Here is a 15,003-nt window from a genome sequence, read left to right as displayed (position 1 = left end):
CGCGTCTGAGAGGAATCGAACCCCCAACCGACGGAACCGAAATCCGCTGCTCTATCCAATTGAGCCACAGACGCTGATATTATATGTTATTTTCTATTCTCGGCAATTATGTAAAAGAGTTTACAATTAGATTTAAATCTTTATAAAACTGTAAATTTTATATATTTGTCTTTATTTCAAAGTAAAATATTTGTTTTTATTTATGTAATATTTTTATAATTAATATTTATTGTTATAAATATAGTAAATGTATACAATAAAATCAAGTTAATTTACAAAATATTTTTTATAGTTTAGGTGCAAATCTAAAGCCTAACTGTAAACCTATATCAAAGCTATTCACACCAATATATTTATCATTTACAGTATTTTTATTTGCCAATCCAAAATCTCCGCCTAAATAAGCCCCTATATTAAAAGCCATTTTATTATTAAAGAAGAAAGAATAATCAAATGTAACTTTAAGATAAGGTATAACATTTCTTGAATACAAATTTTCTATATCATCTCTATTTAATTTTGATTCTCCAGAATTGACAGTTCCGCCCCAATTACCTAAAGAACCTTCTGTTTTTGTTGTTGAATATGCAGATACAGGTATTTTTACTCCGGCACCTACACCTATAGCAAATGAACCTATATTTATTTTAGGAAGCAAACCTATTTGGAAACTATGAGTATATAAACCTGTAGTTATTTTACCTTTAGCAAAGTTTCCTATATCACCGCTATAATAAACTCTATAACTGTCATAACTATATCCTAGTTCGCCTAAAATACTTATACCTATTTTTCCAAGCCCTATCATATATCCAAGCTGTGCTGTTACTCCGGAATCAAAACCTACTGCACTTTTAGGAGTTAATGATTCATGAAGCCCCTCAGAAACCCCAAAAGATAAACCTAAAGGAACATTAACTATAGCTTCAAAACCGCTAGCTGCAAATACACTGATATTAGTTACAGCTAATGCACAAATAACTAGAAATATTCTTTTTATTTTTTTCATATATTCTCCTTTAATAAATTTTATTCTATATTTATATAACAATATAGAACAGATATTGTCATATAAAAAAGAACCTATCAATATTTATTGATAGATTCTTTCACTTTTAAATTTATTTAAGTTTATAGTTTAGGAGCAAATCTTAAACCTAATTGTAGTCCTATATCAAAACTATCAACACCTGTATATTCATTGTCTATATAGCTTTTTTCAGCAAGTCCGAAATCGTATCCCAAATATGCACCTACATTAAGAGCCATTTTATTTCCAAAGAAGAATGAATAATCAAAAGTAACCTTCATATATGGTATAACATTTCTATCCATTTTTTCTATATCTTTTCTTTTAAATTCTGTTTTTCCAGAAGAAGAACTTCCCTCAACTCCTGCTACTGAACCTTCTACTTTAGAAATAGTATATCCTGACACTGGTATTTTTACTCCGGCACCTACACCTATAGCAAACTGTCCTATATTTATTTTAGGAAGCAAACCTATTTGGAAACTATGAGTATATAAACTTCTTGTAGTTTTTATTTTAGCAAAGTTTACTAATTCTTCGCTATAATAATATCTATAACTATCATAACTATATCCAAGTTCGCCTAAAATACTTACACCTATTTTACCAATACCTATCATATATCCAAGCTGAGCTGTTACCCCAGAATCAAAACCTGGCATACTACCAAGATCAATAGCTTCATAAGTTCCAGTAGGTATTCCAACAGATAAACCTAAAGGCACATTAACAATAGCTTCAAAACCGCTTGCTGCAAATACACTAATATTGGTTATTAATAATGCTGCAGCTATCAATAATAATCTTTTCATTTTTCTCATACCAATGCCCTCCGTATTATATGTTATATATAATATGGTATACTAATATAAGGAAATATCAAGATAGTAATTGAAATATATGAATTGGAATAAAAGAAGAAGGGCGAAAGACGGGACTTGAACCCGCGACATCCAGATCCACAATCTGGCGCTCTAACCAACTGAGCTACATTCGCCGTTTTTAGTAATAAAAAAGAGCTTGATTAAGCCCTTATACGCGCCAGACAGGAATCGAACCTGTAACCTACTGCTTAGAAGGCAGTTGCTCTATCCAATTGAGCTACTAGCGCATTCGGGATGACGAGACTCGAACTCATAGCCCCCTGCTCCCAAAGCAGGTGCGCTAACCAATTGCGCTACATCCCGGAAAGTTTGATGTTATTATATAATAATATAATTTTTTGTCAATAAGTTTATTAAATTTATTTTCATTAATTTAATAGATTTTGTATATATTTTTTATATACTACTTATTATATAGTATTTTAGGAGTTGTTTATGAGAGATAGAGATTATTTAGAATTATTATCAAAAAAATACCCTACAATAGATGATGCTTCTGTAGAAATAATCAATTTAAAAGCCATTTCCAAACTTCCAAAAGGTACTGAATACTTCTTAAGCGATATACATGGCGAATCTGATGGTTTTGAATATTTACTTGGAACTTCTTCTGGGGTTATTAGAGAAAAAATAGAATTGCTGTTTAAAAACACTTTGCCTGAACATGAAAGAGTTGAACTTCAAATATTAATAGTAGATACAAAAAACTTAATAAATAAAAAAAAATCAAATGAAAATGATTTTGCTGATTGGTGCCGTATTACCATATACAGACTTATAAGAATATGCAAACTCGTTACTAGCAAATATACAAGGTCTAAAATTAGAAAGAAAATGCCTGCCAACTTTGCATATATATTAGATGAGCTTCTTCAAACTGATTCTGAAGAAAATAAAGAGAATTACTATTTTTCTATAATAAACTCAATTATAGAAATATCTGCCGCAGATAAATTTATAATAGCATTATGTCAGCTAATACGTCAATGCAGTGTTGATAGGCTTCATATAGTAGGAGATATTTACGACAGAGGCCCTCACCCTGATAAAGTTATGGAAAGCATAATGACTTTTAATGAGGTTGATATTGCTTGGGGTAATCATGATATACATTGGCTTGGTGCTGCTAAAGGAAGTTTAATATGTGTGGCTAATGCTGTGCGTTTGGCTATAAGATACAATAATTTTGATTTACTTGAATATAGCTACGGAATAAATTTAAGATCATTATCTTCATTTGCCAATGATGTTTATAAAGATGATCCTTGCGAAGTATTCAAACCAAATACATTAGACAAAAATATTTATGATGAAGTTGATAAAGATTTAGCTGCTAAAATGCATAAGGCTATATCAATAATACAATTCAAATTAGAATGCCAGCTTATAAAAAGGCACCCTAATTATAGTATGGACGATAGAATATTACTTGACAAAATAAATTATGATAATGGAACAATCACTATAAATGGAAAAACTTATGAGCTTAAAGATAAAAACTTCCCTACAATAGATAAAAATAATCCTTTTGAATTAAGTGATGGAGAAAATACATTAATACAAACTTTGGCATTTTCATTCGTAAATAGTCCAACACTTCAAAAGCATGTAAATTATATATATGCCAAAGGAGGAATATATAAAATATTTAACGGCAATCTTCTATATCATGGATGCATACCTACAAAAGATGATGGAACTTTTGATGATGTTTATATAGACGGTCAATATTTATCAGGTAAAAAATATTTAAATCAAGTAGAAGATAAAGTTAGAAAAGCGTTCTATTGTGAAGCAGGAAGCGAAGAACAATTAAATGCTCTTGACTATTGCTGGTATTTATGGTGCGGTCCTAAATCTCCTTTATTTGGTAAAAATAAGATGACTACTTTTGAAAGGTACTTTATAGAAGATAAAGAAACTCATAAAGAAAATTATAATCCATACTACTATCATATAGACCATAAAGAATACTGTCAGAATATATTAAAAGAATTTGATTTAGATATTGATAAATCTCATATTGTTAATGGGCATGTTCCTGTAAAAACTCATAAAGGAGAAAGTCCTATAAAAGGAGGAGGAATACTTTTAGTTATAGACGGCGGTCTTTCAAAGGCTTATCATAAAAGCACTGGAATTGGAGGATATACTTTAATATCAAATTCAAATATGATGCTTATAGCAGAGCATAGGCCATTTGCTGAAGTTGTAGAATCTGGTTTTAGATTAAGTCCTAAATCTATAATAGTAGAACGTTTCATAACTAGAATTACTGTAGGAGAAACTGATATAGGAAAAGATATTTCAAAACGTATAGATGATTTGCTTGAACTTTTAGATGCATACAGAAGCGGTATTGTAAAAGAAAAAATAAAATAATTTCTTAACGAAAATAAATAAAAAATAAGCAGCTCTATTTTCAAAAAAATAAAGCTGCTTTTTAAAAAGATATTATTTAAGGAGACTTAAAATATATAACACAAGATATTTAAATTCCATTTTGATATGCTTTGCCATTTCTGGTATATCTGAAGTATCTGTCATACCGCCTTGTGTATTAACTTCCATCAAATAAACTTCATTATCCTCACCTATTATGGCATCTATTCTTGAAAGTCCTGCACAGCCTAAAACTGTATACGCTTTCCTACAAGTTTCTATTACTTTATTTTCTACCTCTTTTGAAAGTTTAGCAGGCATTTCCATTTCAGTTTTTCCTGGTGTATATTTAGCATCATAATCATATATTTCATTTTTAGGATTAATGCCCAATATAGGAAATACATAAATGCCGTTTTCTTCTTTTACTAAACCTACTGTAATTTCTTTACCCTTTATATAAGGTTCTAGAAAATAATTTTTTACATCTTCTAATTTACTGTATACATTATCAAATTCAGTTTTATTTTTTATTAATGATACTCCAACACTTGAACCGCTTGATATAGGCTTTAATATAACTGGGAAATTAAAAGATGTATTTGAATCTTTTACACCGTTTTCGCTAATTTCTTTAATGTCTTCAAGAAGTATAAAGTCACAAGTAGATACATTTGAAGATTTCCAAATTCTTTTTGTATAAACTTTATTCATACAAACTGCACTAACCAATATATTTTCGCCTGTATATTTAATATTAAGGCTTTCTAAAAGTCCTTGAATAGTTCCGTCTTCTCCTGAAGTACCATGTAATATATTATAACAGTATTCAACTTTTTCTTCTTTCAAAGTTTTTACTAATTCATAAGAATCCTGAACATCAATTAAAATACAATTATCTTTAAGTTCATCAAAACTGCTTAATGCTTTGAAAACATTCTGTCCGCTTCTTAATGAAACTTCTCTTTCTTCATTTTGTCCGCCATGTAAAACTGCAATCTTTTTATTTTTAAATCTGTTTAATATTTTTTGCTTTAATTCTTCATTTATTATCATTTTGTTTTATCCATTAATTTTACTTGCATTTATCATAAATACTCTTAATAATTATTTATCGTATTATTTTTTTATTTGATAATTCAAATTTATTATAAAATTTACACACTATATGTCTTATATTGGGCGGTAAATAAACTATAAATTTAAAAAAATCTTGGGTGGGCAGCTAAAATGACAGTAAAAAATTATAAAGAAAAAATGATTAAAAATTGTAGTATGATATTAAAAAGATATAGGGTGGGATAATGTAATTAAGTTAAAAAAATTATTCACATACCCCGCCCTTTATATTATATTATTTTATTTTGAATTTAAAATTTAAATTAACTTTATTACTTAATTAGAAAAAGCACACCCGCCCAAGTTTTTATTAAGTATAAAAATATATTCAGCACCCTAAAAGCTTAGCTTATGAAATTATCTATCTCTTTTAAAATATTTTTCTTTAAAGCTTCTCTTTTTTTCTTAATCGATTTTAATATATCCGAAGCTAATTTTGCATCTTTTAAAGATTTTCTTATTTGCCAAAATCCGCTGTCCCATAAAGATATTTTAAATTTTTCTATATTGACTTTATCTATATTAGAATAAAAAAACTTATAAAGCTCTTTAGTAACTTCAATCAATTCTAATGCCTCTTTTGAAAGATATTTTTTATTTTCTTCTAAATATAAAAATGCAAATCTTTTTTCATTATCATATTCAAATAAACTGCAGCCTGAATATACTTCTTTATAATCAAAAGGGTAAAAATGATTTATTATTCTATAATAATTATTTTTATATAAAATATTATCCATAGCCGAACTTTGATTGGAAGTAGAAAAAGAAGACCAAACAACACAATCAAGTATAAAAGTTTTATCCAATTCTTTTTTAGGCATATAAAATTGATCGCTTCCATTAAGCCAATCAACCTTTGTGCATCTTCTTACCGCATGTATAATCATAGCCTTTTCAAAATTATCTCTAGTTATAGATAAAGAACCTGCCGATGCCTGAGGAGCGGAAAATATAGCCGTTAGATTTTGTTTCTGTAAATCGCTTCCGCAGCTCATAAGTGAACCTATAAAACCTTCGCATACTTTATCCCTTATATCTTTTCCAGATGTTCTCACCTTTATTGCTGATGATAAAGGCACAAATGTTTGAGAAGTTTTTACTCTCTTTATCCATTTATTAAGAAGCTTATTACTATCAACTACATTATAATCTTTTTTGTATAAGAAATTAGCCTCATCATCTAATACATCTAATATTATATTTTGCGTTTTTATATTTGATTTTTTATCTATTTTCCAAACAATAAAACTAACCGGGAAAGGAGTTGTTTTTGAAGTATTATCAAAATTGGAAGATGAAAATATAAATCCTTTTTTAAATTTATAATTGCAAATCTTATCTCTAAACTTTTCATTGTTATTGTATTTAATATAATTAGTTTTAGAAAATATTGCCAAATAAACATTTTTATTTTCAAACTCTTTATGTATTCTAAACATAAATTGTGCATATAATTCTCTTGAAGCATCACCTAATTTTTCACTATGCATTATATCTCTTATCTTGCTTATGCTTACACTCTTTTTGCTTTTTGAGTTTGCTCCTGCAACTTGACTTGTAGCATAAGGCGGATTTATAAAAACTAACCACTTTATATTTTTGTTATTTAAATCTTCTATAAGCTTTGATGGTAATTTTGTATAGCATAAAGAATTATTTTCTATATCATCATTTAAATAGTCATACTGAAATAAACATGCATTTTTAAAATGTTCTTTGCAATATTCTATATCTTCATCATCTATGGTAGACATATATATATACTTGTGAATTTCTTCATCAAAATAATATTCCAAATTTCCTTTTCCGCATGACATATCCCATATTCTATATTTTCCGCTTTCTAAATCTTTTTTGGAAATAACATTATATATATACGATAAAGACTTTTTTGAAAAACTAAGAGGCGTATAGAATTCACCTAAATATCTTTGCTTTGAGTTATGTTCATTCATATTTATTTTTATTTTTTATTAATAGTTTCTATATATTTTATAATTAATATATTTTTATTGCAAAATTATTTTTGTATTAAAAAATATAAATATAGTTGCTTTTTTATAATTTTATTTATATCATAAGCGAATGGATAAAAAAGATATAGATTACAACAATTTAAATAGATGGCGCCTTATATTAGGAAATTTCGCTGAAAATAATATACAATTAAATAATGAATATTCTGAAATAGATGAAGCTCTAGGATTCTTGTATGACAGAGAATACAGCGAAGAATCAGGATACGCTAATTTTGATAAAGAAGATAAAACTAGAGGCGGAAGAGGAAAAAGTACATTAACCGTTCCTACTTGGGTTGCAAAAGTAAAAAAATTATTCCCTAAAAAAACTGTAGAGATAATGCAGAATCAGGCATTAGAAAAATATAATCTAACAGAAATGATTACAAATGAGGATATTTTAAAAGAGATGGAGCCTAATATGGATCTTTTAAAAAATATTCTCACATTCAAAGATATGATGGACGGAAACGTTAAAAAGTTAGCTTATGAGATTGTAAGAAAAGTTGTTAATGATTTAAAAAAGAAATTAGAAAGCGATGTTAAAAAAGTATTTTACGGAAAAAAGCTTCCTAACTCCACCACACAAAATAAAATATTCAAAAATCTTGATATTAAAAAAACAATTAGAAACAATTTAAAAAACTATAATGTAGAAGACAGAACTATATTTGTAGATAAATTATATTTCAATCAGAATATAAAGAAATATAATCCTTGGCATATAATAATACTTATAGATGAAAGCGGATCTATGTTTGATTCTATAATATACTCATCAGTAATGGCATCTATATTTTCAAATCTTCCATACTTATCTATTAAACTTATAATATTCGATACAGCGATAGTTGATTTATCAGATTATGTCAAAGACCCTATTGATATATTATTTAAAGTACAATTGGGAGGCGGTACTGATATATACAAAGCTTTAGAATATGCTAAAAAAATCACAACTGTTCCTGATAAAACTATTGTGCTTCTTATAAGCGATTTGTATGACGGTAATGATTATAAATATATGTATGGTTCAGCAAATGATATAATAGAATCAAGATCCAAACTTTTTATATTACCGGCACTGGATTATAATGCTGATGCCAGTTATGATAAAACAGCAGCAGCTAAATTTGCTAAAATGGGTGCTAAGGTAGCAGCAATAACACCTGATGAACTTTCAAAGTGGATAAGCTCTGTAATATCATAATATTCATTTAAGAAAAATATGTATTATATGTAAAATAGTAAACATAATTTAATTTGTATTATAAATCAAACAACTAAATTCATATTTATAATATTATTTTTTTATGTTATAATAAACTATGCAAATAATTCTGAGGATATTATATGGAATCTATAAACTATTTTTTTAAAAGATATATTGAAAAATGCCAAAAAAGATTAAAAGATATTTCAGAATCTATAAAAGATTTAAAAAGTAAACAATTTCTTGACAATGCCAATAAATATTTGGAAAATGTTAAAATTGAAAATTTTAAAGATTTGAATGATTTTTATGAATTCAATAAATATATAGAAAATTTAAATAAAGAATTAGAAAATATCATCAACAGTATATCAGATGCTTCAATAATTAAAGAAAAAGAAATAATAAAATTGAAAAAATTTGATTATAGAAAATTAATCAATAATATCTCAAAACATTCTATAAAGTATTATCAAATATTAGAAAAAATATTAGATATGTCAAATGAAGAATTCGAAAAATATAAAATAGAATTATATAAATATAGAGGAGATTTAAAATTAGATTTATATCTTTATGAAGATGCTGCTAAAGATTATAAAAAAGCTATAGAATTAAATCCTAATTATGAAGAAGCTAAAATAAATTTAGAAATGGTTAATAAAAGAATAACTGAAAGTAATTCAGGAAAATCATTTGATGCATATTATGATGAAGGTGTTAATGCATATAATGAAAAGAAATATGAAGATGCTATAGAAATATTTAGTAAAGCTATAGAAATCAATGCAACTCATGTTAAATCATATTTATATAGAGGCGTATGCGAATTAGTATCAGGAAAAGTAGAAGAAGCGGTAAAAGATTTTAATAAAGGCATAGAATTAGATCCTAATCAGGCAAAATTTTATTTTTACAGAGGAAACGTAAAATTAGCATACAATAACATAGAAGAAGCCATTCAGGATTTTGATAAAGCTATAGAATTAGATCCTAATTATATAAAACCATATCTATATAGAGGACATGCTAAATTAGTACTAAATAGAAATGAAGAAGCCATTCAGGATTTTGATAAGGCTATAGAATTAGATCCTAATTATGCTCAAGCATATTATCATAGAGGACTTTCTAAAATGGCATTAAAAAATAGCAATGGTGAAGAAGTCATTGAAGATTTTGATAAAATTATAGAATTACATCCTAATGATCCGTATATATATTTTGTAAGAGGAAATATTAATAAAAGTTTAAATCGTATAGAAGAAGCTCAAAAAGATTTTGATAAATATAGAGAAATAGAACAGAAAAAAGAATAATATTTTAATGATTATAAATCTATTATAAAAAATTTTGACAATTTGAAATAGTCTTGTATAATAATAAAAAAATATTATAGGATTATTTTATGACAAGTTTATCTATAAAAAAAACAAATATTAATGCTATAGTGCTTGTACTTCTTTCATTAATAAGTTTAGTTTCCCCTATAGCAGTTCATTACTTCGGATTAAAAGGAACAGAATTCCTCCCAATATTTTTTGCCTTATCCTTGGGAGCATATATATTAAATCCTATATTTTTAATAACACTTGCTGTAGTTTCACCTATTATAAATTATTTTCTTACAAATATGCCTATGCCTCCTACATTATATTTCTTAATATTTGAAGGTGTGGTATTTGCTTCTATAATAAGTTTATTAAAAAATAAAAATATACCATTCGTACTTCTTACTTTATTTGCATTTGTTTTAGCAAGACTTTCATCTGTTATATTAACATTCTTATTTGATGTAAATATAAATACTTGGGGTTCCGGATTTATAGGAAGTTATAAAGGAATTATAGTAAACTTTATATTTTCTGCATCTATATATTTTATATTTAGAGAAAAACAATACTAATGCCGTATAAAGTTTTTTTAGAAGATAATATTAAAATTACAGCTCTTGGCGATTTGGATAAAGAGCTTGGAGATGAAATAAGAGCTTTAAAGAAAAAAGAAATTAATAATCCTATTAATATACTTAATAATATATCAGGTTTTATAAAAACAAATGATAAAAAATTTGATATACTGCTTTATATACCTTCAAATAAAAATAACGGCTTTATGGATTACTTTGCCGACTTTATATCAAATGAATTTAATATACCAAATTATAATTATATAAAAATTGTAAAGGATATAAAAGAGCAAAAATTCTTAGAAAGCCTAAAAGAGAGAAAAGAAAATATAAATAATGCTTTTGAATTGATAGAGCATGAAAAATTACAAAATAAAAATATACTTTTGATAGATGATGTTTATGCTTCCGGAGAAACTATCAAAGAAGTTATTAAACTATTCAAAAAACTTAATTTTGATTATTATTTGGAATGTTTAGTTTTTTGTTATAGGAATCATATTTTTAAATAAGAATATTGAATTATCAAAATAAAAATAATATAATAAAGTTAAATTGCATAAGGATTTTTTATTATGATTGAATCTCAAATTAAAGAATTGACTAGAAAAATAGAAATGGAATCAAAAAAATTGGATAGAAAAATAAAAGATATAGAGAAAATAAAATCAAGCATAACAAAAGATTTGAAAAAAAATGTAAAAGAATTAAAAAGCAAACAATTAAAAAAATTACAGGAAGAAAAGAAAAATATTACAGATAAAGTAAAACAAATGAAAAGCAATTTAATAGATGCTAAAAAAGAAAGCACAACCAGCAAAGTAGATAAACAAATAGAAAATACTAAAAAAACAAATGTAAAAGAAAAAGAAACTGTAAAAAAGCCGGTAGATAAAACAGCAAAAAAAATTATGAATATGATGGCATTATACAATAAAAATGCTAATAGAGAACTTATTGATATTTTAGAAACCGTAAAAGAATCAGATTTAAAAAAAGAAACTGGTGCTCATTTCAAATCAATATACGGAATATTAAAACATATACTTCAATGCGATATATATTTCTTTGGAGCATATAGAAAATATTCAAATAAAAAAAATATACCTAATGAAGAAATATTAACTTATCTTAATAATGATTTCAGTTTAAAAATAGATATAGATAAAGATTTCAAAACTTTTATAGATATAAGAGAAAAATTAGATGATGTAATAATAGCTATCGTTAATTCAATAGATGATTTCAGTATATCAGGCAAAATAACAATACCAAACAGAGAAATAAAAAAATCAAGATATCATTTGATAATGCATGAACTAAATCATGATACACATCATAGAGGAGAAATCTCTGTACTCCTTGATCAAATGGGATATAAAAACGATTACTCTAATTTACTCACAATAATTTAATATATACCAAAAATTTTTAACTTTGTCAAAATTAGTTTTTATATTGTTATTATTTTCGGGGACTAGTCCCCGAACCCCTACTTCTTTTGGTGACCCAAAGAAGCAAAAGGACTGCATTTTTTGACACAAATCTTGGTTTTACTTCACATTTCAAACAAAACTTAATAATATTTTATACTATTAATAAACAAAAATTACATTTACAAAAAAGTAAAAATTGACAAAATATAGTTATTTAGGTATATACTGAAAATTTTTAAGTTTGTCATTTTTTTATTGTTCTTTTTCCCGCCGCATACGCTCTGCGGACTTCGTCAAAGTTGCTGCCGCAGGCACGCTTCGCGAAAGTGCAAGTATAAAATTAGTACTAAATCATACTAAAATTGTATTACATGTAATATAATTTATTAAATTAAAGTCAAAATGTAACCTTTCGCGAAGCGTATCCAAGCCTGTCGATGATATAGGTTCTTTGTGCCATGCCAAAGGTACTCCCTTCGGTCACAAAAGAACTGGGGTGTTACGAAGTACGCAGAGCGGTGGGCAAAGCCCCATATATTAAAAAGAAACTATAGTTTTATTTTTGACAAAATATAGTTGTTTAGGTATATACTAAAAATCTTTAAGTTTGTAACTTGTTTTAATGCAAAAAAAGTGGCAGTACATAGGGAATATGCACTGCCGTTGGGGTAAAAATTTAGTTTGATTTATTATTATGAGATTTTTTCAAAATTGCTTTTAGGTTCTCCGCATATAGGACATACCCAATCACTAGGTAAATCTTCAAATGGTACAGTTCCTTTATATTCAAATCCGCAAGTCTTACATTTATATACTGCTTTAACTTCTTCTTTCTTTTCTTCTTGTTTTTCGTAAGCATTAGCTGTTGAAGCTTTAGGAGGAGTTTTTCCTTTAATAACATTATGATAGTAAGCATAAGTCATAGAATTAGCATCATTGTCTAATATTTCTGCATCTAAAAGCTCACCAATAAATATAGTATGTGTATGAACTTCTAAACTATCAACTACTTTACAGATTAAATATGCATTAGCTGCTTTTATTACAGGCAAACCTTCTTTCATTTCATAATCAACATTTTCAAATTTATTATTATCTCTTGAACTTCTGAAACCAAAACCGCCTATTAAAGTAGGATCACTTTTTTCTGAAAGAATAGAAAGAGCGAATTTACCATGTTTCTTTATACATTCATTTGTATAATTACTTTTATTAACACTAATCATGATGGTAGTAGGTGTTGAAGTTATTTGAGTAGAAGTGTTAATAGTACAGCCTACTGGTTTATCACCATCAAGAGTTGTTAAAATATACATTCCATAAGAAAGTTTAGTTAAAGCAAAAGTGTTCATATTGCAGTCCTTATTAATAATAATTACTAATTATATACCAGTTCTATAAAAAATCAATACTAAATAGTAAGATAAAAATAAAAAATAATAAAAAAGCCCTGTTAAAAAACAGGACTTTAAATATTCATTAAAAATTATAGGCATCTGCAAAACTTGTTTCACAGACACCAAAATAATTATTAACCTTTTAATCTTTCATCAATGTAGAAGTAGGATCTTTCATATAATCTCTAGTAAGCTGAGCTACTTTAGGAGAAAGTATCAAAAGACCTACCAAGTTTGGTATAGCCATAAGACCATTCAAAGTATCAGCTATAGCCCATATTAAATCTAATTGGCTGATAGCACCTACTATACCAATAACTAAGAATATTATTCTATAAGAAAATGAAGCTATTTTATTTCTTTTAGTTAGATAACCTAAAGCTACAACTCCATAATGTGACCAACCTACAAAAGTAGAGAAAGCAAATAATATCAAAGATATTGTAAGAACTATAGAACCAAAATGTCCTAAATTAGAACCGAATGATGCAGATATAAGTTCAGCACCATTTAATTTAGTACCTTGATTTGCTTCTAAGAATATTATAGCCATAAGACCAGTTAATGTACATATAAAGAAAGTATCTATTAATACTTCAAATATTCCCCATAAACCTTGTTCTATAGGGTTTTTTGAGTTACTAGCACCATGAGCCATAGGAGCAGTACCTAAACCAGCTTCATTAGAAAATACTCCGCGGGCAAAACCGAATTTCATACCCATCATTATAGTATATCCCATAAAACCAGCACCAACTTGTTTCAAAGAAAATGCTTCTTCAAATATGCGTTGGAAAGCATGAGGTATTTTATCAATATTCATTACTAATATTATTATTCCAGCAAGTATGTAAATAACACACATTACAGGAACTAACTTCTCTGTAACTGTAGCAATTCTTTTAATACCTCCTATAATAATAACAGCAGTCAAAGCTACAACAACTATACCTGTAACTAAATGAGGTACTCCGAAGTTTTGATAAACAACTGCAGCCATAGCATTAGTTTGTGTCATATTACCAGCACCAAAACAAGCTAAAGCAGCAAAAGCAGCAAATATACTGCCAAGCCAAGGCAAATTAGCTCCTTTTGAAATATAGTACATAGGGCCGCCGTGATGATGTCCTTGATCATCTTTTACCCTATAATGTACTGCTAGAAGAACCTCCGAATATTTAGTAACCATACCAAAGAATGCAGCAAACCACATCCAAAATAACGCCCCAGGTCCGCCTGCTACTATAGCTGTAGTAACTCCTGCAATATTACCAGTTCCAACTGTACTAGCTAATGCTGTACTAACAGCTTGGAAAGGTGTTATATTATCATCAGCATCCTGTTTTTTTGCTAATGCTCCAAAAGTGTGTTTAGTCCACAAAGGAATCTTTGTTATTTGCAAAAAACCTGTTCTAATGCTTAGGAATATACCTGTTCCTACCAATAGGGTTAACATAACCGGTCCCCATACAAAACTGTTAATGACGCCATTGATTTTTGCTATCATCTCTACCATAATACGCTCCTTTTTTGTTTATTTTATATTAGATTTTGGTATAACTCCTTAAAAATTGAATTTTCATTTATAGTAATTACAAATCTTAATATACTT

At 27.2% G+C, this 15,003-nt stretch carries 12 protein-coding genes and 4 tRNA genes; 6 read left to right on the top strand and 10 right to left on the bottom strand.

Annotated features, from left to right (window positions below):
* From Q0K52_RS00995 to Q0K52_RS00970, 6 genes are all read right to left on the bottom strand, one after another.
* Positions 1-74: transfer RNA gene (locus Q0K52_RS00995), tRNA-Arg, on the bottom strand.
* 212 nt (positions 75-286) lie between these two features.
* On the bottom strand, positions 287-1,009 hold the full coding sequence (locus Q0K52_RS00990; RefSeq protein WP_297295539.1) for a hypothetical protein: 723 nt from the start codon (positions 1,007-1,009) through the stop codon (positions 287-289).
* Positions 1,010-1,131: 122 nt separating this feature from the next.
* Positions 1,132-1,851 (bottom strand): hypothetical protein, encoded by a 720-nt coding sequence (locus tag Q0K52_RS00985; RefSeq protein WP_297295538.1) that lies wholly within the window; start codon positions 1,849-1,851, stop codon positions 1,132-1,134.
* A 101-nt stretch (positions 1,852-1,952) separates the two neighbouring features.
* Positions 1,953-2,028, bottom strand: a tRNA-His gene (locus Q0K52_RS00980).
* A 39-nt stretch (positions 2,029-2,067) separates the two neighbouring features.
* Positions 2,068-2,141 (bottom strand) — tRNA-Arg (locus tag Q0K52_RS00975).
* A gap of 2 nt (positions 2,142-2,143) precedes the next feature.
* Positions 2,144-2,217, bottom strand: a tRNA-Pro gene (locus Q0K52_RS00970).
* Positions 2,218-2,349: 132 nt separating this feature from the next.
* Here Q0K52_RS00970 and Q0K52_RS00965 point away from each other — a divergent pair.
* Positions 2,350-4,296: a fructose-1,6-bisphosphatase gene (locus Q0K52_RS00965; RefSeq protein WP_297295537.1), complete on the top strand. Its 1,947-nt coding sequence runs from the start codon at positions 2,350-2,352 to the stop codon at positions 4,294-4,296.
* 72 nt (positions 4,297-4,368) lie between these two features.
* On the opposite strand, the gene Q0K52_RS00960 is transcribed toward Q0K52_RS00965, so the two are convergent.
* Both Q0K52_RS00960 and Q0K52_RS00955 read right to left on the bottom strand, forming a co-directional pair.
* Positions 4,369-5,352 (bottom strand): D-alanine--D-alanine ligase, encoded by a 984-nt coding sequence (locus Q0K52_RS00960; protein ID WP_297295536.1) that lies wholly within the window; start codon positions 5,350-5,352, stop codon positions 4,369-4,371.
* Positions 5,353-5,759: 407 nt separating this feature from the next.
* Positions 5,760-7,373 (bottom strand): hypothetical protein, encoded by a 1,614-nt coding sequence (locus tag Q0K52_RS00955; protein ID WP_297295535.1) that lies wholly within the window; start codon positions 7,371-7,373, stop codon positions 5,760-5,762.
* Between the two features lie 130 nt (positions 7,374-7,503).
* On the opposite strand from Q0K52_RS00955, the gene Q0K52_RS00950 reads away from it, so the two are divergent.
* The 5 genes from Q0K52_RS00950 to Q0K52_RS00930 all read left to right on the top strand — a co-directional run bounded on the left by Q0K52_RS00950 (position 7,504) and on the right by Q0K52_RS00930 (position 11,973).
* Positions 7,504-8,646: a VWA domain-containing protein gene (locus tag Q0K52_RS00950; RefSeq protein ID WP_297295534.1), complete on the top strand. Its 1,143-nt coding sequence runs from the start codon at positions 7,504-7,506 to the stop codon at positions 8,644-8,646.
* Between the two features lie 143 nt (positions 8,647-8,789).
* Positions 8,790-9,968, top strand: a complete 1,179-nt coding sequence (locus Q0K52_RS00945) for a tetratricopeptide repeat protein (RefSeq protein ID WP_297295533.1) — start codon at positions 8,790-8,792, stop codon at positions 9,966-9,968.
* Between the two features lie 89 nt (positions 9,969-10,057).
* Positions 10,058-10,555 (top strand): hypothetical protein, encoded by a 498-nt coding sequence (locus Q0K52_RS00940; RefSeq protein WP_297295532.1) that lies wholly within the window; start codon positions 10,058-10,060, stop codon positions 10,553-10,555.
* Positions 10,555-11,070, top strand: a complete 516-nt coding sequence (locus Q0K52_RS00935) for a ComF family protein (RefSeq protein ID WP_297295531.1) — start codon at positions 10,555-10,557, stop codon at positions 11,068-11,070. The genes Q0K52_RS00940 and Q0K52_RS00935 overlap by 1 nt, the downstream gene beginning before the upstream one ends.
* A 63-nt stretch (positions 11,071-11,133) precedes the next feature.
* A complete protein-coding gene (locus tag Q0K52_RS00930; RefSeq protein ID WP_297295530.1) occupies positions 11,134-11,973 on the top strand; it encodes a DinB family protein in 840 nt (279 codons plus the stop codon).
* Positions 11,974-12,686: 713 nt separating this feature from the next.
* Here the strand turns inward: Q0K52_RS00930 and Q0K52_RS00925 are convergent.
* Together Q0K52_RS00925 and Q0K52_RS00920 are read right to left on the bottom strand one after the other, a co-directional pair.
* On the bottom strand, positions 12,687-13,346 hold the full coding sequence (locus Q0K52_RS00925; protein WP_297295529.1) for a flavin reductase: 660 nt from the start codon (positions 13,344-13,346) through the stop codon (positions 12,687-12,689).
* 187 nt (positions 13,347-13,533) lie between these two features.
* On the bottom strand, positions 13,534-14,907 hold the full coding sequence (locus tag Q0K52_RS00920) for a sodium:alanine symporter family protein (protein WP_297295527.1): 1,374 nt from the start codon (positions 14,905-14,907) through the stop codon (positions 13,534-13,536).
* Positions 14,908-15,003: the final 96 nt, after the last annotated feature.

The sequence above is a fragment of the uncultured Brachyspira sp. genome (assembly GCF_944390845.1).
GTDB classification, from domain to species: domain Bacteria; phylum Spirochaetota; class Brachyspiria; order Brachyspirales; family Brachyspiraceae; genus Brachyspira; species Brachyspira pulli.
This window is presented reverse-complemented; position numbering and strand designations above follow the sequence as displayed.